This window comes from Cognataquiflexum rubidum (genome assembly GCF_022538115.1).
Taxonomy (GTDB): Bacteria; Bacteroidota; Bacteroidia; order Cytophagales; family Cyclobacteriaceae; genus Cognataquiflexum; species Cognataquiflexum rubidum.
Map to the genome: position 1 here is coordinate 219,656 of NZ_JAKZAL010000005.1, position 23,113 is coordinate 242,768.

Here is a 23,113-nt window from a genome sequence, read left to right on the forward strand (position 1 = left end):
TAGAACCAATATCAATAAATATCCAATATCAATGAGTATCTTTTCAAGGTTTATCTGGTTCATGAAACTTAGCATATTTATAAGTACCTTGATTTGCTTTCCATACCATTGAATTATGACCGACCGCCGTAATTTTCTCAAATCTGCTCTCCCTTTGGGTTTGGGATTGGGTGTATTGCCGATACAGGAGGTACTTGGTGCCCCAAAACCAAGGTTCAACGCAGTTACCTCATCCAAAATCAAGGTCGGACTGAATGCCTGGTCCTACTATGTGCAACTCTACAAATTCCAAAAAGGCGAAACCGGTGGGATGAGTCTGTTTGATATGTTGGAAGAATCTGCCCGTCTGGATTTTGATGCTGTCGATCCCACAGGATATTTTTTTCCCGGATATCACGCAAGACCGGAACGGAAGTTTATCAACGAATTCAAGCAAAGGGCTTTTCAACTCGGTCTTGGAATCAGCGGAACAGGCATCCGGAATGATTTTGCGACTGCGGACAAAGCCAAACGAAATGCGGATGTTGCCTTGGCCAAAGTTTGGATTGAGGTTGCTGCAGAGATGGGAGCGCCGGTCTTACGGGTTTTTGCTGGTGTGCAGCCCAAGGAACATACCTGGGACGATACGGCTGTTTGGATGGCAGAGGCTTTGGCCGAGTGTGCAGATCATGGCAAGCAGTTTGGCGTGATGGTTGGCGTCCAAAACCATGGCGATATGCTAAAGAGTGCAGATGAAGTCATCAAAGTCTTGGAGATGGTCAATTCGGATTGGTTGGGCACAATCGTGGACACCGGGTTTTTCCTGACTCCTGACCCTTATGCAGATATCGCACGTGTGATTCCATATGCAGTCAATTGGCAAGTGAAGGAATTGCTTAGCGACCGAAAAGGTGGAAAGATTGATATGAATAAATTGGTCGCTATCATCCGGAATTCCAATTACCGAGGTTACGTTCCCATTGAGACCCTTCCCGATCCCGATCTAAATGTGCCTTATGATGCCATGACCAAAGTCCCCGAGTTGCTTGGGGAATTAAGAAAAGCGTTAGTATAAAAGTAAAATTTCCATGACCATAGAAATCCTCCTCCGATACGTACACTTTATCAGCATTTTTGCGATAGTGGGTTCGCTCGTTTCCGAGCATTTGTTGCTGAAAAAAACCATGACCCGTTCTGAAATCGGAAGATTGGCAAAAATTGACGGGATTTATGGTTTGGTGGTCTTGATCCTGTTGGCTGTCGGTATGACGCTATGGTTGGGTGGCTACGGTAAGCCGACAGAGTTTTACAGCAATAATTCACTTTTCAATACCAAACTTATCCTATTTGTTGCCATTGGCATCCTGTCCATCTACCCGACAGTTTTTTTCATAAAACAGAAAAAAGGAGACCAACAGGAAAATATTCAGGTTCCCAGCTCCATTTTTTGGATGATTCGGCTAGAATTGTTACTCTTATTTATCATCCCGATCTTGGCAGGATTGATGGCAAAAGGAATTGGGAATTTTGGATGAAATCAAAATAGAAAAATTTCTGTTAAAGTTTTGAATTGACTGTTTTTGGGTCAATTGCCCATAATAAAACTATCCCTATGAAAAAATACGCATCCCTTTTTATGATTCTGTTATTGCTTGTCGCCTGTAACAAATCCAAAAAAGCTGTCATTCCGGAAAAACCCATCGGTTGGAAAGTAATTGAAACCCCGAGTACAGCGTCCTTGCGTGGTTTGTCGCCTATCACCGAACAAATAGTGTGGGCTAGCGGTTCGGAAGGAACTTGGATGAAAACCCTTGATGGTGGTGAAACATGGGAAACGGGAATTATAGACGGGCTGGATTCGGTTGATTTTAGGGACATTGAGGGCATTGATGCCAACACTGCCATAGCCATGGCCTCGGGTCAGCCTGCTGTGATTTACAAAACTGTCGATGGAGGCAAAACCTGGGCAAAGAAGTATCAGGGACCCGAAAAGGCATTTCTTGACGGCATGGCTTTTTATAAAAATACCGGATATGTCATAGGAGATGTCGTGGATGAAAAGTGGATGGTATTAGAAACCAAAGATCTTGGAGACACCTGGCATGAATTGGAATTGAGTCCCGATGGTCCTGTCGGAGGTGGATCTTTTGCCGCGAGCGGCTCGGGAATTTTGGCAGACGAAGACAATATATGGTTTGCAAGTGCCGGTAAGGACAGCAAAATCTACCGTTCAGCTGACAATGGATTTCATTGGGAAAAGTACAGCACTCCTATTTTGCAGAATGAAGATTCCCAAGGGATTTTTTCGATGGTGAGAATTGACGTGGATGGCATTGTAGCTGTGGGAGGGGATTTTACCCAAGCAGATTCAAGTACAAACAACAGCATTGTTTCCTCGGATAAAGGAAAAACCTGGAACCTGACTTCCGGAAAAAGGCCAAGCGGCTACAGGTCAGGGGTTGAATTTTTCTCCAGATTCGGTTGGCTGATTACAGTCGGACCCAACGGATCGGATTTTTCGACCAATAGAGGGGTCGATTGGACAAGGTTTTCAGAAAAAGGTTTCCATGCGGTAAAAGTGGACCATACCACGACCTCGATTTGGGCTTCCGGTGCCAAAGGTCTCATTGGAAGGCTCATTTATTAACAGACTTCTGATCCAATTATGCTCTTTAGTCGAAAAATAGGCAAACTTTTGGGGGCCTGTTGTCAAATTCTGCTATCTTGTATTATCTTTAAAATCCTGATGAGGACTTAGATTTTTAAGTTTGCCTTGCAGGAATTTTATCAATTTCCCAACCCCAACCTATTGAAGCTATGACTGATTTCGATATCATCCCATCAATTTGGATCATCAATGGCAAATGTGTCCGCCTCAAAAGAGGGGATTTTGCTACCGAGGAAGTGATTTCCAATAACCCTTTGGAGATTGCCCAAGCCTTTGAAGATCATGGTATCAAGTGGCTGCACTTGGTGGACTTAGATGGTGCGCGCAGGGGTGAACCAAAAAACTACCATATCCTGGAGGCCATTGCAGGCTATACCAACCTGATTGTGGATTTTACGGGAGGGATTTCTACAGATGGAGATTTGTTGAAGTGCTTTGAGTATGGCGCCAAAACCATCACGGCGGCATCCGTTGCCGCATCTTATCCAGAAAGATTTGCCCAATGGATGGTGACCTATGGTCGCGAAAAGATTATTTTGGCAGCAGATACCAACCCCGAACATATGAAGATCAAAACAAGGGGATGGCTGAAGAAGACAGAAATTGACCTTTTTGACCATATCGAGTACTTCTATGAGCGGGGCCTGAAGTACCTCAAAGTATCTGATGTGACGAGAGATGGAGTTTTGGAAGGGCCGAATTTTGAGCTTTATGAAAAGATAGTGGAGAAATATCCAAAAATCCACCTTGCAGCTAGTGGCGGAGTGAGAAATATTGATGACTTCAAAAGACTGAAAGATTTGGGCGTGACTGCAGCAGTGTTTGGAAGGGCATATTATGAAGGACTGATTACCCTCAAGGACCTAGACAAATTCATGGCAGAGAATAAATAGATCAAATCATTAGAAAGATATTCCCAAATCCAACTGTATGTTGGCTTTTTTTATGTTGATCCGCCAAAGTCCGTGTCCTCACTGACTTTCAATCTAAAAGGTTTTTCATAATGGCAGTGTCTTAACCGCCATGGGGGAAGATCGACACAGATTGATTCCCCGGAATATTCCTTTAAAAGCCCTGATTATTCCTTCTTTTCTGCGAAGGTCTGCGAAATCTGCGGGAGAGTTTTTTTTCAACTTCGGCTGATTCAATGTCTTAACTGACTTGTCGATTCGAAAATGGTTTTCTTAATGGCAGTGAAGACACTGGCATGGGCGAAAAATCAAATGTTTTGTTCATTCCTTCCGCGAAGGTCTGCGATATCTGCGGGAGAACATACTTCGCCTAAGTCAGTGGGGACACTGACTTTCTATCCTATAAAGTTTTTCAATTTTGAGTCCCGCAGATCCCGCGGATCGACGCAGATAAATTCCTCCGTCTGAGTCAGTGTCCTCAAAGACTTGTTTATTCGAGAGGGTTTTTATAATGGCAGTGAAGACACTGGCATGGGCGAAAAATCAAATGTTTTGTCCATTCCTTTAGCGTAGGTCTGCGGAATCTGCGGGAGAGTTTTTATTTTCAACTTCGGCTGAGTCAGTGTCCTCACTCACTTTGGCAGTGGAATAATTCACCTAACTTTCAAGAAAATCACTTTAGCATCTACCTTATTCATCTGTGTCCATCTGAGAAATCTGTGGTTAAAAACCTCTTAAACTCCCCAAAGCTATTCCCCATCTGTATCACTTGTTTTTTGCCTTTCATAAAAGCCATTAATCTTTCCGGGATAGGTAAATCAATGCCCAAGGTATCGTCCACGACGGATTTGAACTTGGCGGGATGGGCGGTTTCCAGGAAAATCCCGACATATTCACCTGAATTCATTTTCATGTAATTCCTCAAACCCAAATACCCCACAGCACCGTGTGGATCCATGATATATCCCGTTTCTTCTTTGATTTGGACCATGGCTCTTTGGGTATCCTGATTGTCAAAATAGAAGCCTTTTACTTTACTGCGGAACAGTTTTTCATCATTGCCATACAGCGCCAAAAGCCTTGAAAAGTTGCTCGGATTGCCGACATCCATGCTGTTGCTGATGGTGGCCACGGAAGGCTTGGATTGAAATGGGTTTCCCTCCAAAAAATCCGGTACAACCCGGTTCACATTGGTAGAAGCAATAAAAGTATCAATCGGTAAACCCATTCTTTCAGCCAAAATCCCTGCTCCGAGATTTCCAAAATTCCCACTTGGAACGGAGATAGCTAATTTTTTATTGTTCTTTGGAAGTCGGGAATAGGCGTAGAAATAATACAGACACTGTGGAATCCACCTAGCCACATTGATAGAATTGGCGGAAGTCAATAACATTTTTTGGTTGAGTTCGGCATCTGAAAAAGCCTGCTTTACCAAAGTCTGACAGTCATCAAATACCCCATCCACTTCAAGGGCGGTCACGTTTTCTCCCAAAGTGGTAAACTGCATTTCCTGCAATTTGCTCACTTTCCCTTTTGGATACAGGACAATGACCTCGACTCCTTTTACTTTAAAAAACCCATTGGCAACAGCACTTCCCGTATCACCGGATGTCGCCACCAAAACCCGGATTTTCCTTTCTTCTCCTTCCATCAGAATCGCCATCAACTTGGAGCAAAACCTTGCGCCAAAATCCTTGAATGCCAATGTTGGTCCGTGAAACAATTCCAAAGCATACGCATCCTCCTCCACTTTTACCAATGGCGCATCAAAAGCCAAGGTATGTTCCACCAATTCGTTGATCTGATCTTGGGTCAAATCACCACTGAAAAGCGCTCCGATCACTTCATATCCGATTTCCCGGAAAGACATATTCGGCAAGTTCTCAAAAAACTCCTTGGGCAAAACAGGAATTTCTGTGGGCATGTACAATCCCTGATCCGGAGCAAGTCCTTTGACCACGGCATCTTTGAGGCTGACTATATGGCGGGGGTTGTTGGTGCTGTAGAATTTCATGGGAAGGGTTGTAATTGTTGTCAGGTTGTCTGCTTCGCGTTGTCGGGTTGTGGATCTGTCATTCTGAGTGGAGCGAAGAATCTCTTGGTTGTAATTGTTGTAGTGGTTGTAGTTGTTATCAGGTTGTCGTCGTCCGGCATTCTTCATTATAAATTCATCATTCTGAATTTATCAGCTCTCGCTTTTCCTCTCGCTTCTCGTCTCTCGCTTCTTGATACTTTTAACTAGATACTATGAATGCTCCGCGTTTATTCACTTCCGAGACATACACGTCGACGCCAAGGCCGATTTTTTGGAATACTTCTTTGGCTTTTTCACCTGCCTCATGTGCGATGTCCCCATTTGGAGAAAGGACAAATATGGTCGGTCCTGAACCGGATATTCCCGAACCCAAAGACCCGATGGACTTGATTGCGTCCCGCAATTCATAAAATCCAGGAATCAGCAATGCGCGGGAAGGCTCGGCGATGACATCTTTCAATGACCTGCTGAGTAAAGCCAAGTCTGACTTATACAATGCCGCTATAAACCCGGCAATATTTCCTGATTGCATCACGGACTCTTTGAGGGAAATCTGCTTGCGCAGTACACTTCTCGAATCGGATGTTTTCAATTCAATATGGGGATGTACCAAGGTACAGAAAATGCCTTCGGGAACCGGAAGCTTCACAATATCCAATGGATCATAATCCCTGATCAACACAAATCCTCCCAAAATAGAAGGTGCAACATTGTCCGCATGGGCCGAACCGCAGGCGATCCGCTCCGACTCCATTGCAAAAGGAACCAACTCTTCTTTGGTAAATGGATTGCCCAAAAGCACATTTGCAGCTTCCAAAGCCGCAGCGGCACTTGCTGCCGAGGAACCCATTCCTGAACCGAGCGGCAATCCTTTTTCAAGGAAAATATCAATGCCTTGCTTGGAACCTAATTTGTTGAGCATAGCCTGAATGGCTACAGAACAGGTATTCTTCTCCGGTTCCAAAGGAAGTTTTCCCCCATCCCCTTCGATACCTGTCACCCTCAATATCCCATCCTGATTGAAAGACACCGTCACATTGTCGCCCAATCTATCGATGGCAAATCCCAGGATATCAAATCCGCAGGACACATTGGCGACAGTTGCCGGGGCGAAAGCTGTAACGAATTGTCCCATTATCTGGAGAAATTACCCAAGCGTATCACATCTGCAAAAACTCCGGCGGCGGTCACATCTGCTCCTGCACCCGGACCTCTGATGATCATCGGGAAGTCATGGTAGCGCTCGGTGGTAAACAAGATCATATTGTCAGATCCTTTCAAAGTATAGAAAGGATGCGTGCTGTCAAGAGAATTCAAACCCACTTTTGCTTTGCCGTTTTCCAAAGTGGCCATAAACCTGAGCTTCTCACCTTTGGATTTTGCGGTTTCCAGCATTTGGGCAAACTCACCATCGTGCGCTTGAAGTTTGATAAAAAACTCATCTATCGAGGCTGTTTCTCTGCAATCCTCCGGTACCATACTTTGAATAGTAATATCTTCAAAGTGTAAGTCCTGCTCGGCTTCCCTTCCCAAAATCAGGATTTTACGCCCCACATCCATGCCGCTTAAATCATCCCTTGGATCCGGTTCGGTGTAGCCTTTTTCCTTGGCAATTTTGACTACTTCGGAAAAAGGCGCTCCTTTTTCCAATTCGCTGAAAATATAATTCATCGATCCGCTCAAAACCGCTTCAATCCGCAACACCTTGTCTCCGCTCAGCATGAGGTCCTGAAGGGTGTTGATGACCGGAAGGCCTGCAGCCACGTTGGTTTCATAGAGAAACTTCACTCCCCGCTTGTAGGCGAGTTTTTTCAAGGATTTGTAATTTTCCAAAGAACCTGAGTTGGCTTTTTTGTTTGGAGTGACGATGGCTACTTTGGCTTCCAAAACCTGCTCATAGGTATCTGCCACGGCCTGACTTGCTGTGCAATCCACAAAAACCGTGTTGGAGAAGTTCATGTCCTCCATCTGTGTGATAAACTTCTGTAAATCCATCGGCTGTGCACCTTTGGCATCTTCAGGTGCCGGGCAATTGGCCAAGTCAAAACCATCTTCATGGAAAGCCATAAATCTCGAATTGGCGATACCGTGGATCTGCACATCCAAATCGTTTTCCTTTTGAAGCTTCTTTCTCTGAAGGGAAATCATTTTAATCAAAGCCTTTCCGATCAATCCGACCCCTACCAAAAAGACGTGTAAGACTTTATTTTCGGAAAGGAAAAATGCCTCATGGAGTGCATTGAGGGCTTTTTGAAGATCGGCTTGGGAGACTACCGCAGAGATATTCAATTCTGAACTTCCCTGTGCAATGGCGTATACGTTGACATTGTTTCTGCCCAAAGCCATAAACATCCTGCCACTCGCACCGGGATTGTGTTTCATATTTTCTCCCACTGCTGCGACTACTGCCATCTCCGACACCACAATCACAGGATCCATTTCCGCATTTCGGATTTCATTGATAAATTCCTTTTCTATCGCTTCTTTGGCAAGGTGCACTTCATTGGTTCGGATGGCCACACAGATACTGTGCTCTGAGGAAGCCTGACTGATAAGGATGACATTCACTCCAGCATCTGCCAAAGCCCCAAAAACCCTACGGCTAACTCCGACCACCTCAATCAATCCTGCGCCCTGAATATTCAGCAGGGATATTCCTGCCAAAGAAGAAATCCCTTTGATCAGTTTTCCGGTTGGCGCGTCGCTGTTGATCAGGGTTCCGGGGTGCTCGGGTTCGAAGGTGTTTTTGATATAAATCGGAATTCCCTTGCGCATCGCAGGCTGCATGGTGGCAGGGAAAATTACTTTTGCCCCAAAGTGGGAAAGCTCCATGGCCTCGTTGTATGTCAACTGAGGAATGGTAAAAGCTGAATACACGAGCCTTGGATCCGAAGTCATCACGCCGGACACATCTGTCCAGATTTCCAGCAGATCCGCTGTGAGTGCTGATGCAAAAATCGCAGCTGTATAGTCCGAGCCACTTCTGCCCAAAGTGGTGGTCTCGCCTTTCTCGGTGGAGGCCACAAAACCCGTAATAATTTTCATCCCCGGATGGGAATGGAAGTAATCCTGGATCAGGTCATTGGTGACTGGAAAATCTACCTTGGCATTGCCAAAGCGGTTATTGGTACGGATGACTTCCCGCGCATCGAGGTAGTGGGTATCCAAACCTTCGACTTTCAAGGCTTCTGCCAAAACAAAAGCCGACAGCCTTTCCCCAAAACTTCCCACATAATCCAAAGTCTTGGGAGAACATTCTTTGATCAGGTAAATACCATGGAAAAGGTCCTCCAATTCATTGAAGCGGACTTTTACATAAGTCAGGACGGTGGATTGCTGCTGAATCGGTATCAGTTGTCTGACCAAATCATAATGCCTGTCTTCCAAAACCTTGATCTCATCGGTGTAGGATTTGTCACCTTCTCGGGCCTTGACCGCACTGCGGAGCAAAACTTCCGTGACGCCTCCCAATGCAGAAAAAACAACTGCGATTTCATCCTTTTTGGCCTGTTTCTTAATGATCTGAAACACCTTCCGGATATTTTCCTGATTGGCTACTGACGATCCTCCGAATTTTAAGATTTTCATAAAAATGAATTTTTTGATTTTGGTAAATATAATATGCTGTTGAGGTCCAAAATGGACCTAAAGATAAGGGGTCTATATGGATTTGAAAACGGGATTACCCCGTAATGGTGGTGGTTATAAAAAACATGGAAGTAGATCCACCCAAAACACAGCTTTCTCCGGCAGGGGAGAGATTCCAATTGTTGAGGTCATTTGCTGTGAAAAACATAAAATGCTTTTTTTTGATGCGGCAATCTTAAGGACAATTTCCCGAAATGCAAAAATGTTTTGCTGTTATTTTAAAGAATCAGGAGTTTGATTATCATTTCATCAGCCAATATGGAGAAATCTTAATTTAATCTTAATGTTTTGTACAAAATATTATTTGGATATTGGAATACTTACCTGATTTGGGATAACGGCCGTTATTCTTCAGTTTTCAAAAAATCCTCCCGCATGGGACTGAACACATCGATCAACACCCCCGGCTCGAGGCACACCACTCCATGCATCACATGTGGCTTGACATAGTACCCATCCCCGGTTTTGATCCTTTTTGTTTCCGCACCAATGGTCATATCAAAAATACCGCTTTCCACATACGTCACCTGACTATGGGGGTGGCTGTGTAGCTTACCGATCGCGCCCGCCTCAAATTTGACTTTGACCATCATGACCTGCTCATCATAACCATACCTTTTCCTTTGGATTCCCTGATCGGCGTCTTGCCATGGCAGATCATTTTCAAATTGAAATGGCGTACTTTTCATCGGGTTAAAATAAAGGATTGAAATTTGATTTTTTTGGAATTCCCTCACTAAATTAGGTCAACTCTTTACATGTAATCTTATGAAAAAATTATCAGGTATCCTTATTTTGACGTTTTTCTTGGGTTTTTCTTCCTGTAGCTCGGTTGGAAATTTGAACCCGCTGAGTCTTTTGACCGGAAACAATTGGGTGCTGAACTCCATGTTGGGAAAAGCTTTGGATCCTGCAAAGTTTGCCGGAGGCTTACCTTTTCTCAATTTTCAGGAAGGAGGAAAATTAGCAGGGTTTGCCGGATGCAATAATTTCAACGGCAGCTTCAACCTGGAAGGAACTTCCCTGAAATTGGACCCGGGTGCCATGACCAGAAAAGCCTGTGAGGGAGATGGAGAAAAAGACTTTACTTCAGCCTTATCCCAAGTGGCTAACTTCAAGGTCAACAAAAACAAACTTACCCTGCTCGACGGCGCAGCCAAAGAACTGATGAGTTTTATCTCCCAAACTAAGCCTTAAATTGTTTTGATCATTCTCTTCTTTGTGAATAGCCATAGTATTACCAATTTAAATGATAAGATCACTATTTATTTTTGCTTTTTTAATTTGCAGCTGCAGATCAAACAAAATTGATTTGTCGGGAAATCAGATTGGGGAAATCGAACCACCTTTAGTAGAATATGAAAAAGATTTTGAAACAGTAATGACTTGTTCAATTTATCAATACGAAGGGTGGGATAGCATCAATAAAACTTTATCCCAAATAATAAAATATGGAAAGGATTTTCAAATTCTTTCAAAACAATACCAAGGACATAAAACTACATTATACATTAGTAGTGCAAACGTTATTGAGTATTTTGATTACAAAGGTGGCCGACTTGTACAAGAAAGAACTGTTTATACAGATGATTCTACTCCATCTTTTAAACAACTAGATAGTACAAAAACCATAAATTATTTTGACAATCAAAACAGGCTTATAAAAAAACAACATTTTAATTTTAATAATGAATTTTTTCCTATTGATACCGATGAACATATAGCATTACCAAATAATATAAATGAGAAAAATAAAAGTATTTGGCATTTATCAGGTGAGATATTTTTTAAATACGACAGCATGGGAAGAAAAATTGAATTCTACGCACCTGAAGTTTTCTGGGATAGTCAAAATCGCTACACATGGTCATATAATGAAAATGGAAAAATTGAAGAATATCATTCGTACAACTACAATAAAATAATTTGGATAAAAAAGTATACTTACTCAGATGAATATTACCAATATACCACAACATGGTATGATGATTTTGGAACTCCACGGCATCAAAATGGGAAAAGTTGGGAATATATTCATCTACTGACAAGTGTATTAAAGCTTGATGGGAAAGGCTGGATCTTTGAAGAATTAGAAATTAATGAAAAAGGAGATACTCTGAATAGAACTCTAACTGAATACAATCAATCAGGATTTATCTCGAAAAAAGTTAGATTTAGCAGAGATTCTAATCCTGAAATAACTCATGTTTTCAAGTACCACTAATCAATGGCCTTCCTTTTCCTTTAACCAATAACCAAATTACTTCCTCACCCTACTCCACACCTTCGTCGTAAATCTCGGTTTGTCGTCCATCACATTGAGGTCATCTTCACTGATTCTTTTGACGCTTTCGATGGTGTAGAATGCTTTGTCATTGATTGACTTTACTTTTCCGATAAAACCGGTAAGGTCATCCCTCTTCATAACGGTAAAAAGCAGGTTAACTTTTCCATAGCGTCCTTCGGCACCTACAGAGGTAAACCTAAAATTATGCTCTTTCATGTATTCTATGAGAATGGGCATCGGTTCGGGAGTGATCACTCGGACCAATACTCTTCCCAAAGCGAGTTTCTCCTCAATCGTCATACCAACAAATGTTCCCATCGCAAATCCTCCTGCGTAAGCCACATAGGACATGGGGTTGTCGATATTCTGAAATATCTGCCCGATCGCCAAAAGCCAGATCAGGGACTCGAAAAAACCCAAAATAGGAGCGATTTTCTTTTTGCCGTTCATGACAAACATGATCCTGAGCGTGTTGATAGACACATCCATCACCCTGGCACAAAAAATCAGGATTGGCATAATCACGTAATTGAATACTTCAGGCGGGATACCTATTGAAGTAAAATACTCTTGCATCGCAGTTTATTTTTTACAAAGGTAACAGCTTCGCCATTTGGAAACGTTCGAAACCAAAGATTATTCTTTGATAATCGTCCACAGTCCACAGACGACGGACGACACGAGCCTAAATGAACATCAAGCCACCAAACTTTAAAGGGGATTTTGACAACTTGCTTTTTGGAAATCAGATGACTTTGGCGATTCCTGACTTTACTCCAAAATAGATAAACAAAAGTACTACCAAGTAATTTTTGAAAACTTTTGAGCCTCGAGGAAAGGTAGTCTATAAATAGATTGAACCACAAAGTAACAAAGGCGACAAAAGACAAGCCTTTGCTTTCTTTTGTTTCTTTGTGGTTGATTAATACTCGTTTCCTTCAATATGGATATATCAAAATTTCAAAATTCTAGATAAAACCCAACATTGTTTTTTAATTGTAATCTCCTGTAAATGAATAATAGGATTTTGATGTTTTCAGATTAGATCACCTTTGAGACTCCTGACTTTGCTCCAAAATAAATGAACAACACCGAACAAGTGAGCATCAGGTAGATGAGAAAATCCCAATCGTGAAAAATATCAAAGGTAATCCCAAAAAGCAGCGGTCCTAATGCTGCAAGGTAATAACCGGTGGATTGGACCATTCCGGATAGTGAGGCGGTGGTTTTTTGGTGGTGGGTTCGCAATCCGATCAAGGTATAGGCAAGGGAGACACTTGAACCCAATCCCAATCCCGCCAAGGCAAGTCCGGCATAATTCACCAAATGCGATTGACTGAAAAGGGATGAAAAACCGAGCAGGTACATACAACCTATCACCACGACAATGCCGACTTGGTCCTTGAACTTGACCGCAATCATCGGAGCCAAAAATGAACCGATCAATCCGATCATCTGCATGATAGAAAGAATCAATCCAGCCTCAACTGCTGAAAATCCCCTCGAAACCAGCATGTCAGGAAGCCAGGCAATGATGGTGAAATACAGCAAAGACTGCACGCCCATAAATAGGCAGATATTCCATGCCAAGCTCGATTTCCAGACATTCACTTTCGCATGGGTATCTGCAGTCTTTTTGTTTTTGGGATGAAGCTTGACCTGGGGCCACCAAATCATAATCCCCAATACCAACAATCCCGCCCAAGTCAACAGCGATCCTCTCCATCCCCAATCCAAATCAATGGCCATCGGGGCAGAAATGCCGGATGCCACAGCAGCAAATAAACTCATGCCTGTGGTATAGGACGCGGTAATCAGCCCGATCTGGGTAGGCAAAAGGTGCTTGATCAAGGGAATCAACAATACATTGCAGATGACAATCCCGATTCCGGTCAGGCCTGTTCCGATAAAAAGCCATTCCGGTCCTCCCTGAACCCTGATGACTGTTCCGATAAGAATCAGCACCAAGGCATAAAGGATTGCTTTTGAGTTACCGAGTTGCTTTCCTATGGCTGCCGAAAAAAGAGAAAACGTAGCAAAGGTCAACAGCGGCAAGGTGGTGAGAAATCCTGCCCAACCATTGGAAAGACCCAAATCCTCCCGGATCATCGGGATCAATGGTCCGACGGCAGTAATGGAAGGCCGCAAGTTGAAAGAAACCAATAAAATCCCCAAAATAAGGAACCAAGGTTTTTTGTAGAAAGGTTGGGGCTTGGGAGTCAACTAAGGCAGATATTATTTGGTGGTTCCTTTTTTTCAATAGAGCCAAGATACGAGAACCGAGAGCCAAGACAATGTGATAGAAGGAATCTTAAAATTTTTCAATTTTGCAATCTTTCAATTCCACACTACGAATTCTCCTCCACCAAATCTTTGACACAGGCTACCCAGGTGTCCCGGGAGTTTAAGCTGGGAACAAGGTCCCATTTTTCACCGCCAAGCTCTTCAAATTGCTCCTTGTATTCTTCGCCTACTTCTACGGTAGTTTCCAAGCAATCCGCCACAAAGGCCGGGGAGAAAACGAGTACTTTTTTTACTCCTTTTGCGGATAATTCCTTGATCAGGTCTTCGGTATAGGGTTTGATCCAAGGGTCTTTCCCGAGTCGGGACTGGAAGCAGGTCACAACTTTATTTTCCGGCAAACCCAATTTGGCAGCGATCAATCTTGTGGTATGGAAGCATTGACCCCGGTAGCAGAACTGGTTTTTCTTGGTATAGTTGCCACAGCATTTGTCACTGAGTTGGCAGTATCCATCCACAGAACCTTTTCGGATCTGTCGCTCCGGAAGTCCATGGTAAGAAAAAAGGTAAGTATCGTATTCTTCCTTTTCCATCATTTCTTTTCCCAATTCGGTCCATGCCTGCACAAAAAGCGGGTGATCGACGAAGTTGTTGATAAAAGTGATATTCGGGATGATCTGCCAGGTTCGCGCGATTTCCATGACCTTGTCTACCACAGAACCGTTGGTAGCGGAAGCATATTGAGGGAAAAGCGGCAGTACGATGATTTTTTTGACATTGGCTTTGTTCAGCTTTTCCAGACCTTGTCCGATACTTGGTGTCTGATAGCGCATGGCAAATTCGACATGGTATTTTTCAGGGTCCAGGACTTTGATGAGTTTCTCTGTCAGGTCTACGGTATGGTACATCAGGGGTGAACCCCTTTCGGTAAAAAGTTTTCGGTATTCATGTGCGGATTTTGGCGCACGGAAAGGTGCGATGATCAGGTTGACCAATGCCCATCTTGGGATAAATGGAAAATCGATAACCCTTCCATCCATCAAAAATTCCCTTAAATATTTCCTGACATCGCCTGTGGCTGTACTGTCGGGAGTCCCGAGGTTGACCAATAGTACGCCGATTTTTGCTTTATTTTTACTCATTTCTGTTTCGAATTCTTTATAATTTTAAAGAGAACCAAATTACAGGCTTTTGGTTGGAATTTGCCAATGGATTTGGATAAAGAATAGGTGGACTTTGGTTCAGATCCTCAGTCTATTGATATTTCAATAGCTAAATTTTAGTTTTTCTGTCTATTTCTTAAGTCACTTTTTGTCATGATACAAAAAGTAACCAAAAAAATCTAGCGCAATAATCCTTCCCCACACAAGGCCTCCGCCGGCCCGGAATTGCGCTTCCTGCCCACGGTAGTTCCAATATAAAATTTATCTGAAGAAGGAAATTCAGAAATCCGTTGATAAATTGATATCCGGTCAATGGAAGAAAAAAAGGGAAGCAGATTGAATACCTGCTTCCCTTTATTTTCTTATTTTGTCAACTGAACATTTCCTAATGAGATCCATCAGTCGTACCTCCTTCAGGATGACGGTAAAATATACTGAAAAGTGATCACTTCTTCGCTCCAGCTGCTTTCTTCATTGGATTGTCACCTGCAGAAGCTCCCCTCACTCTACCTCCTCCTTTGAACATCTCAAACCTGCTTGGCGCATACTGTCTTGGCCAGGCATTGTTGGATTCGTCGATGTCAGCGGTCTCACGGTATGGATCGAGGACGATGCTTTTCACCTCTTTTTTCTTGGCAAATACCTTGCTGACCTCTGATTCATTCAATCTCCAGATTTCGGCAGGAATTCTTTCCACCTCAGAAGTTCCGTCTGCATAGTTGAATTGGATGATCAAAGGCATCACCAATCCACCCACATTCTTGAATTTCATTTCGTAGAAATTCATTCCTGAGTTGACCAATTCCTTTTCTTTTGGATTGAGACTTGCCATAAAATCTCTGTAGGCTTTTTCATCCTCAGGAGTCACAGAAAACGGATTGTAGCTATTGTAAAAGTCTTTGGTACTTGGATCAGCTTCCACCACAGTTTGCGGAATGTCCTTTCGGTTGTACTCTTTGCTGACATAAGTTTCCTCTTTGTCAAATTCCTTCTTTTGGTCTGCTTTTTTCTCTTCCGGAGTCCTGTTGTCCAGTTTGTACCAGTTTACTGTTTCCAAAGAGATGTCAACCGGCTCCGTACCATAGAACCAACCTCTCCAAAACCAGTCCAAATCCACCCCTGAAGCATCTTCCATTGTCCTGAAGAAATCATCCGGAGTCGGGTGCTTGAACATCCAACGTGTCGCATATTCCTGATACGCAAAGTCAAAAAGCTCACGGCCCATGATGGTTTCTCTCAGAATGTTCAATGCCGTTGCAGGTTTTGCATACGCATTTGGTCCAAATTGGATGATATTTTCAGAGTTGGTCATGATCGGCTCCAAAGTACTTTTCTCACTCGCCATGTAAGGGGCGATTTTGTGGGCAGGACCTCTTCTTGATGGATAATCTCTGTCCCATTCCTGTTCGGCCAGGAACTGCATGAAAGTATTCAAACCCTCATCCATCCAAGACCATTGTCTTTCGTCTGAGTTGACAATCATCGGGAAGTAATTGTGTCCCACTTCGTGGATGATCACGGAAATCATGCCGTATTTTACTGCATCGGAATAGGTGCCGTCCGCATCAGGACGTCCGTAGTTGAAACAGATCATTGGGTATTCCATACCGTTGGTCGCCTCCACGGAGATTGCCACAGGGTATGGATAATCAAAAGTTCTTGAAGAATAAGACTTCAAAGTATGGGCAACCACTTTGGTGGAATACTGTCCCCAAAGCGGATTGGCTTCTTTGGCATAGTAAGACATGGCCATTACTTCATTGCCGCCTTGCTTCACAGCCATGGCATCCCAAATGAATTTACGGGAAGAAGTCCAGGCAAAATCCCTCACATTTTCAGCATGGAATTCCCAGGTCTTTTTGTCCTTGGCTTTTGTCTTTTCTAATTTCTCTGCTTCTGCTTGGGTACGGATGACCACAGGTGTGTCAAAAGTCTTCTGTGCTGTCTTCCAACGGTCGAGTTCAGTTGCGCTGAGTACTTTGTCTGCATTTTGCAAAACTCCGGTAGAACCCACCATGTGGTCAGCAGGAACGGTGATCTTCACTTTGTAATCACCAAAGGTCAAAGCAAATTCTCCTCTTCCGACGAATTGCTTGTGTTGCCATCCTTGGAAATCTGAGTAAACAGCCATTCTTGGAAACCATTCCGCCATGGTATAGAGGTAGTTTCCGTCTTTTTCAAAATACTCATATCCCGGACGTCCGCCGATGAAGCTCATCCTGTCATGGATATTGAAAGTCCAATCCATGGTAAATTCTGTCTTCTGACCGGGCATCAGCGGCTGTGGCAAATCCACACGCATCATGGTCTGGACGATGGTGATCGGAATATCTTTTCCGGAAAGGTCTTTTACAGAAAGGATTTTATACCCCAAATCCAGGTCATGCCAAAGAATGCCTTCCAATTGACGGAGGTTCATCCTAGGATTGATACTGCTCTCTGCAATTTTTGGGGTGTTGGAATCTTTCGCCCTTTCGTTTTGATCGAGTTGGATCCAGAGGTATTTGAGCGGATCAGGGGAATTGTTGTAGTAAGTGACTTTCTGCCAACCTTTGATGGATTGGTTTTCGTCATTCAGTTCCACTTGGATTTCGTGATCGGCTTTTTGCTGCCAGTATTGGTGTCCGGGCGCACCGGATGCAGTGCGGTACACATTTGGACTGCGGAGCATGGGTCCGAGCTGCTCAAAACGCTCTGCATGGTTTTGCTCTGACCATTGTGCCAAAGCCGGCAGGGAGAGCATCAAGCTAAAAGCAAAGATTGCTACTGTTAAGATTCTTTTCATAATGATTTTTTGTACTGAAATGGGCGAAACCAGGATACCACTGAGGTTATTGTCGGAGCCGTCACTCTGAGTGTAGCGAAGAGTCTCTCTTTTAGAGATTCTTCACCTTCGCAAGCTAAGGTTCAGAAATACGCAACATCATTTGGTAATCCAGACTCTAATTAATACTTTTTTTATGAATGATTTATTCAATTTTTTACCAAAGGCAAATTTTATTTTGGCTACCAAAACTTGGTATCGATCATCATCATGACGGCCATCCCCAACACTATAGAAGAGATAACAAGTGCCCAGTCCTTTCTGTTTACGCCCACGATTCCTACCAGCAATCCGGCAACTACCACGGTGATCGTCACGATAACCAACTGTCCAACTTCCAGACCAAGATTAAAGGCAAGAAGGGGTTGGAAAATCGATGCTTCTTTGCCCAATAATGACCTGAGGTAATTGGAGAAACCCAATCCGTGGATCAAGCCAAAGAAAAGGGCGAAGATATAATTGATCTGAATGCCTCTGCCCGAACTTGGTTTGGGGCTGAAAATATTGCTTACTGCAGTCACTGCAATGGTAACCGGAATCAGAAATTCGATCCAATCGGAATTGACCTTTACCAACTTCAGCGTTGCCAAAGCCAAGGTAATCGAGTGACCAATGGTGAATGCGGTAACCAAAATCAAGATTTTTTTCCAATCCCTCGTCACGTAGATTGCGCACAGCGCCACCACGAAGAGGATATGGTCAAATCCTTTTATGTCTAAGATATGTTGAATCCCTAATTGAAAATACAGCTGAAACTGTCCCATTTGCGTTTTTAGATATTTGTGCCCAAAAGGCGCACAAGGCTATTTGATTTCTGTCTAATTTGCAAAGAAAATAAAATATGGTGACCCAAATGCAATTCAATTACATTTTCATGTTCTTTTTGGGATGGAAGGTCCTATTTCATCCATTCTACATCAGTCTGACCGAAATCCGCTATAATCCAACCGACCAAAGTCTTGAAATTGCCCAAAAGATTTTTTGGGATGACCTGGAAATAGCTTTGGGAGAAAAATTCAACACCAAAGTGGATTTCCTGAATCCAAAAAATAAAGCTGACCTGGATAAAATGGTACAAGCTTACCTTTTGGAGAAAAGTGAAATCAAGGTCAACGGCATAAAAGTTGAAATCTCTTATTTGGGATATGAGATCGAGGAGGAAGCGGCTTGGTTTTATTTGGAAGCAAAGGATATTCCTGTTCCAAAAAAAGTAGAAATCAAAAATGAGGTTCTGATCTCCAATTTTGAAAGCCAACAAAACATCATTAATTTTTATCTGGAAAAAAGCCCGAAAAGCCTGATTCTATACAAGGACAATGAACGTGGGGAATTGGTTTTTTAGCACAAGGTTTTTGAAAAATATTCCCCGTCGAGTTTAACCACAGTAGCTCAATCAAAATCATGATTCAAGGGTAAATATCCAATTTGGATTTTTAACATAAACGCAAATGAAAAGGCCAAAAAGGAACCTGATATCCTAGACGGAACTGTCTATTTTTGTGAAAGAATTGTCAATAACTTTATTTTTTACCTAAGGTGTTTATGTTGACAATCAAATTCCTAATCCGGTTTACAATTCTAACAGGCTTATTGGTGGTTTTTGGTCTTTCAAATTTCACCAATCCTGTTTCCGCCCAAGTCAACCGGACCCAACCAAATATCCTAAATTACATGGATTCCACAGACCTTGTCCAGGTCCTACGTGGAAAAAAAGCAAAAAAAGACACTGCTTCTTTCGCCCCAAAAAAAGGAAAACTGATGTATTTTTTGGTACCGACTATCGGTTCCAACCCACTATTGGGCTTCTTTTATGGGGTAGGTTTTACCGGGGCAATGTATCTCGGTGATCCAAAAACCACCAATGTATCCAATTTGACGAGTTCCATTTCCTTGACCACAAAAGATCAGGTAATAGCCAATATCAGGGGAACCATCATGACCAATGAGAACAAATGGGAAATGCTCGTCGATATCAAATATGCCAAGTTTACGGAGAACACCTATGGCTTGGGAAGCGACAACAACCAACCGGTTCAGGATGGCTGGCATATAGGAGAAATAGTGACAAGTGGAATAGAAGGATCGCAGCCTCTGGAATTCAATCAGCTAAGATTTCACTATACGGCTTTGAGATCCATAGGCAATAAAATTTACGCAGGGATCGGTTACCACTTCGATGCGCATATCAATATCCAGGATCTACTGCTAGACTTAGAAGCCGAAAAGCCTGTGATTACAAGTCATTATGGCTATTCTTGGGTCAAGGGGATTGATCCTACCAAATACCGGACATCCGGCACAAGCTTGAACTTCGTCCTCGACAACAGGGACCATACTGTGAATACCTATTCAGGAAATTTTGTGCAGGTTTCATATCGGGTTAATTCCAAGATTTTAGCATCAAGTACGGACTTTGACCAACTTTATCTTGAAACACGGCTTTTCAAAACCCTGTCAAGGAATAGACCGAGACATATATTGGGTTTTTGGGGAATCGGACACTTTATTCTTTCCGGGGAAGTGCCTTACATGCACTTGCCTTATAATGCGAGTGACATGAGGAATCGGATGGGCAGGGGTTATGTGGCAGGAAGGTTCAGGGGTCCAAGTTGGGTATCTGCAGAAGGAGAATACCGGTTTCCTATTTCAAGAAATGGTTTGTTTGGTGGGGTTCTATTTGGTAGCGTGACCTCTACCTCCAGAGATGCGCTTCAGGTTTTTGACATTGATGTCCCAAAGCTGAATCTGTTCGAAGCCACAAAACCTGCAGGAGGATTTGGGGCTAGGGTCATGCTGAACAAAACTGGAAGACTGAATCTAGCAGTGGATATGGCTTTTGGCCAAAACGGTTCAAGGGGATTTTATTTCGCTATTGGTGAAACTTTTTGATTTCTCGTCATCAAACTAATTCGTGGATTTCCTGAATAGAAAAGGCAGAAAAAACGCCCAATCAAACAATTAGGTTGAAAAAGCCAATTATCGAAGTGATCAAGAGGATAACGCATATTTTAGACCGAATTCCAAAATTCTCTTTCTCCTTGGGAATTCCTATAAAAGCAAAACAACAAAAGGCAAGCATCATGTTTGACACAAGAAAGTAATTCGTTCCTGCTTCCATTTCCTGAAAAAACAACCCGATAAAAATAAACCTGAGGAAAATAAGTGTTGCTACCGCAAACAGAAACAGCCTATCTTTTTCCGGCTTTTTACTTTTAAATCCCTCGTAAATAAATATCACAGCGACAAACAGCTCAGCTAAAAACCCAATTATTGAAAATATCGGTTTCCAACTTTCAAGTATTTGAAGTCTAACCAAAAGGTAAGATTCCGAAAATAAGAAAAGCCAAAGTGGAATCGTATAAATTGATCTTTCAGATGTTTTTAATGACCATCCAATAAAGATCAAAAGGAGGCCTTTCATGAAATAAAATAACAACGGGAAATGGATTTGGTCAGAAAACGACATAATAAACCACGCTAAAGTGAAGGAGTAGTGTCAATAAACGCTTAAAAAAACGCCCCGTGTCCTCACTCACTTCTCCATTACCGTCCCACATTTTTTACAAGTCGTATTTTCCGGATTGCTCCAGAATCGCTCCATGATTGGAGGCAATTGGTTGACGATATCAGTGATCTCGGCATATTCCTCATAGAGCTTGTTGCCGCAGTTTTCACAGTGCCAGATAAAACCATCTTTCTCTCCCGCTCTGCGGTACCGCTCAAAAACCAACCCGATCGTATTGGCAGGTCTTCTCGGTGAATGGGGCATCCTAGCTGGAAGCAAAAACATTTCACCTTCTCTGATCTGCACATCTTTTACCTCGCCTTCATCGACAACCTTCAAGGTGATATCGCCTTCGATCTGATAAAAAAATTCCTCTCCTGCATCATAGTGGAAATCCTTTCTTGAATTGGGTCCGCCGACGACCATGACGATAAAATCATCATTGCCTTGGTAGATGACCTGATTTCCAATAGGCGGTTTGAGTAGGTGGCGGTTTTCTTCGATCCACTTTTGAAAATTGATAGGCTTTGAAATTGGCATTATTTTTTTGTTTTTTAAATATGCACTCGATTTGGCTGCAAATTAGTTTTGACCTTGAATCTTTTTCTACCTGATATTCATTGATCCCGATAATCATCGGGATGGATATTGGTTGATATTAAGTTTGAAGTCGACTCTAAAAAGGAAAGAACAGCGGTAGACCTGCATTGGTTTTGTACCTGAATGAATTTTAAAAGTATAAAAAAACTCTCATTTTATGCCTTACTTTGAGGTTCAATCCTTCTGATTTATGAACCTTCCGATTATTGATACCCATTGTGACATGCTGTCTTACCTGGCCAAAATCCCAAATGCAGCTCCTGACAAATCCAGCGACATTGCCTGCGCGCTGCCTTTGTTGAAAAAAGGAAATGTCAAAATGCAGGTCTGCGCCATCTATACCGATGTCGCAGTAGGTAGCATGGAATCAGCCACCCGCCAAGCAGAAAAATATAAGATGCTGCTCAAAGATTTCGCAAAGGACGTTTCTCAGGCGGACAAAGGTTTTTTGGAAAGCATGGATTTAGACAGTAAGATCGGTCTGATCGCAGCGGTGGAAAATGCTGCAGGATTGGCTGACGAAAAAGCACCGATTGCGGCAGCTTTTGACCAATTGGAAAACCTGATCAAGCTGACTTCTAAAATTGTCTACATCAGCCTGACCCACCATACCGAAAACAGGTTTGGAGGTGGCAATTACACCGAAGGCATCGGCCTGAAAGATGACGGAAAGAAGATCTTGGATTATATCTCAGGCAGGAACATCGCCATCGACCTGTCGCATACTTCTGATTTATTGGCGGAAGGAATCCTGAAGCACATCGATACCAACAAGCTTCATATCCCTGTCATCGCAAGCCATTCCAACATGCGGAGCATTTGGAAGCATAAGAGGAATCTTACGGATGAATTTGCCCAAGAGGTAATCAGGAGAAAAGGAATCATCGGCATCAACTTCCTGAGGGCATTTTTGGATGATAAAAATCCTGAAACGATCTTCGACCATATCCTTCACACAATTGAAATCGGCGGGGAAGATTGTCTCTGTTTCGGTGCGGATTTCTTTTATACCAAGGATTTCCCTGACAAAAAACGCCATCCCTTTTATTTTCCTTTGGTCGAGGACGCCTCCAAATATCCTTCCTTTTTGGATGAATTGTCGGATCTCCTCCCCCAATCCCAATTGGAAAAATTGGCTTACAAAAACTGTCAGCGGTTTTTTAAAACCATTCTTTAAAATTCCAACAGATTTCGTATTGATTCTAAGCCAAAGTGAGTGTCCTCACTCACTTCCATTTTCGGTTTAAAAAAG

At 42.8% G+C, this 23,113-nt stretch carries 19 protein-coding genes; 9 read left to right on the plus strand and 10 right to left on the minus strand.

The window, feature by feature from the left end; all coding sequences use genetic code 11:
• Nucleotides 1-115 precede the first annotated feature (115 nt).
• The 4 genes from MMU05_RS08125 to MMU05_RS08140 all read left to right on the plus strand — a co-directional run bounded on the left by MMU05_RS08125 (nucleotide 116) and on the right by MMU05_RS08140 (nucleotide 3,540).
• Complete coding sequence (locus MMU05_RS08125; protein WP_241141176.1) at nucleotides 116-1,054, plus strand: sugar phosphate isomerase/epimerase family protein; 939 nt, start codon at nucleotides 116-118, stop codon at nucleotides 1,052-1,054.
• Nucleotides 1,055-1,067: 13 nt separating this feature from the next.
• A complete protein-coding gene (locus tag MMU05_RS08130; RefSeq protein ID WP_241141177.1) occupies nucleotides 1,068-1,514 on the plus strand; it encodes a DUF2214 family protein in 447 nt (148 codons plus the stop codon).
• A 77-nt stretch (nucleotides 1,515-1,591) separates the two neighbouring features.
• Entirely contained in the window at nucleotides 1,592-2,626 is a 1,035-nt protein-coding gene (locus MMU05_RS08135; RefSeq protein ID WP_241141178.1) for a YCF48-related protein, read from the plus strand.
• A 170-nt stretch (nucleotides 2,627-2,796) separates the two neighbouring features.
• Nucleotides 2,797-3,540 carry a 1-(5-phosphoribosyl)-5-[(5-phosphoribosylamino)methylideneamino]imidazole-4-carboxamide isomerase gene (locus MMU05_RS08140; protein WP_241141179.1) on the plus strand — a complete coding sequence of 248 codons (744 nt, stop codon included), beginning with the start codon at nucleotides 2,797-2,799 and terminating at the stop codon, nucleotides 3,538-3,540.
• Between the two features lie 712 nt (nucleotides 3,541-4,252).
• On the opposite strand, the gene thrC is transcribed toward MMU05_RS08140, so the two are convergent.
• The 4 genes from thrC to MMU05_RS08160 all read right to left on the minus strand — a co-directional run bounded on the left by thrC (nucleotide 4,253) and on the right by MMU05_RS08160 (nucleotide 9,930).
• Nucleotides 4,253-5,572 (minus strand): threonine synthase, encoded by a 1,320-nt coding sequence (gene thrC, locus MMU05_RS08145; RefSeq protein WP_241141203.1) that lies wholly within the window; start codon nucleotides 5,570-5,572, stop codon nucleotides 4,253-4,255.
• Between the two features lie 220 nt (nucleotides 5,573-5,792).
• A complete protein-coding gene (locus tag MMU05_RS08150) occupies nucleotides 5,793-6,728 on the minus strand; it encodes a homoserine kinase (protein ID WP_241141180.1) in 936 nt (311 codons plus the stop codon).
• Nucleotides 6,728-9,181 carry a bifunctional aspartate kinase/homoserine dehydrogenase I gene (gene thrA / locus MMU05_RS08155; protein ID WP_241141181.1) on the minus strand — a complete coding sequence of 818 codons (2,454 nt, stop codon included), beginning with the start codon at nucleotides 9,179-9,181 and terminating at the stop codon, nucleotides 6,728-6,730. Before thrA ends, MMU05_RS08150 begins: the two co-directional genes overlap by 1 nt.
• 404 nt (nucleotides 9,182-9,585) lie before the next feature.
• Nucleotides 9,586-9,930, minus strand: coding sequence for a cupin domain-containing protein (locus tag MMU05_RS08160; protein ID WP_241141182.1), 345 nt, complete (start codon nucleotides 9,928-9,930; stop codon nucleotides 9,586-9,588).
• 79 nt (nucleotides 9,931-10,009) lie between these two features.
• On the opposite strand from MMU05_RS08160, the gene MMU05_RS08165 reads away from it, so the two are divergent.
• Both MMU05_RS08165 and MMU05_RS08170 read left to right on the plus strand, forming a co-directional pair.
• Nucleotides 10,010-10,438 (plus strand): META domain-containing protein, encoded by a 429-nt coding sequence (locus tag MMU05_RS08165; RefSeq protein WP_241141183.1) that lies wholly within the window; start codon nucleotides 10,010-10,012, stop codon nucleotides 10,436-10,438.
• 115 nt (nucleotides 10,439-10,553) lie between these two features.
• Complete coding sequence (locus tag MMU05_RS08170; RefSeq protein ID WP_241141184.1) at nucleotides 10,554-11,465, plus strand: hypothetical protein; 912 nt, start codon at nucleotides 10,554-10,556, stop codon at nucleotides 11,463-11,465.
• A gap of 36 nt (nucleotides 11,466-11,501) precedes the next feature.
• On the opposite strand, the gene MMU05_RS08175 is transcribed toward MMU05_RS08170, so the two are convergent.
• The 5 genes from MMU05_RS08175 to MMU05_RS08195 form a co-directional block, all read right to left on the minus strand.
• A complete protein-coding gene (locus MMU05_RS08175) occupies nucleotides 11,502-12,104 on the minus strand; it encodes a DUF2179 domain-containing protein (RefSeq protein ID WP_241141185.1) in 603 nt (200 codons plus the stop codon).
• A gap of 465 nt (nucleotides 12,105-12,569) precedes the next feature.
• Entirely contained in the window at nucleotides 12,570-13,703 is a 1,134-nt protein-coding gene (locus MMU05_RS08180) for a CynX/NimT family MFS transporter (protein ID WP_241141186.1), read from the minus strand.
• Nucleotides 13,704-13,876: 173 nt separating this feature from the next.
• A complete protein-coding gene (gene hemH / locus MMU05_RS08185) occupies nucleotides 13,877-14,911 on the minus strand; it encodes a ferrochelatase (protein WP_241141187.1) in 1,035 nt (344 codons plus the stop codon).
• A gap of 466 nt (nucleotides 14,912-15,377) precedes the next feature.
• On the minus strand, nucleotides 15,378-17,717 hold the full coding sequence (locus MMU05_RS08190) for a M1 family metallopeptidase (protein WP_241141188.1): 2,340 nt from the start codon (nucleotides 17,715-17,717) through the stop codon (nucleotides 15,378-15,380).
• Between the two features lie 221 nt (nucleotides 17,718-17,938).
• Nucleotides 17,939-18,520, minus strand: a complete 582-nt coding sequence (locus tag MMU05_RS08195; RefSeq protein WP_241141189.1) for a HupE/UreJ family protein — start codon at nucleotides 18,518-18,520, stop codon at nucleotides 17,939-17,941.
• A gap of 89 nt (nucleotides 18,521-18,609) precedes the next feature.
• Between MMU05_RS08195 and MMU05_RS08200 the strand changes: the two genes are divergently transcribed.
• Entirely contained in the window at nucleotides 18,610-19,098 is a 489-nt protein-coding gene (locus MMU05_RS08200) for a DUF6702 family protein (RefSeq protein WP_241141190.1), read from the plus strand.
• A 200-nt stretch (nucleotides 19,099-19,298) separates the two neighbouring features.
• A complete protein-coding gene (locus MMU05_RS08205) occupies nucleotides 19,299-20,645 on the plus strand; it encodes a BamA/TamA family outer membrane protein (RefSeq protein WP_241141191.1) in 1,347 nt (448 codons plus the stop codon).
• Between the two features lie 643 nt (nucleotides 20,646-21,288).
• On the opposite strand, the gene MMU05_RS08210 is transcribed toward MMU05_RS08205, so the two are convergent.
• Entirely contained in the window at nucleotides 21,289-21,801 is a 513-nt protein-coding gene (locus MMU05_RS08210) for a 3-hydroxyanthranilate 3,4-dioxygenase (RefSeq protein ID WP_241141192.1), read from the minus strand.
• Nucleotides 21,802-22,051: 250 nt separating this feature from the next.
• On the opposite strand from MMU05_RS08210, the gene MMU05_RS08215 reads away from it, so the two are divergent.
• Entirely contained in the window at nucleotides 22,052-23,038 is a 987-nt protein-coding gene (locus MMU05_RS08215) for a dipeptidase (RefSeq protein WP_241141193.1), read from the plus strand.
• Nucleotides 23,039-23,113 lie beyond the last annotated feature (75 nt).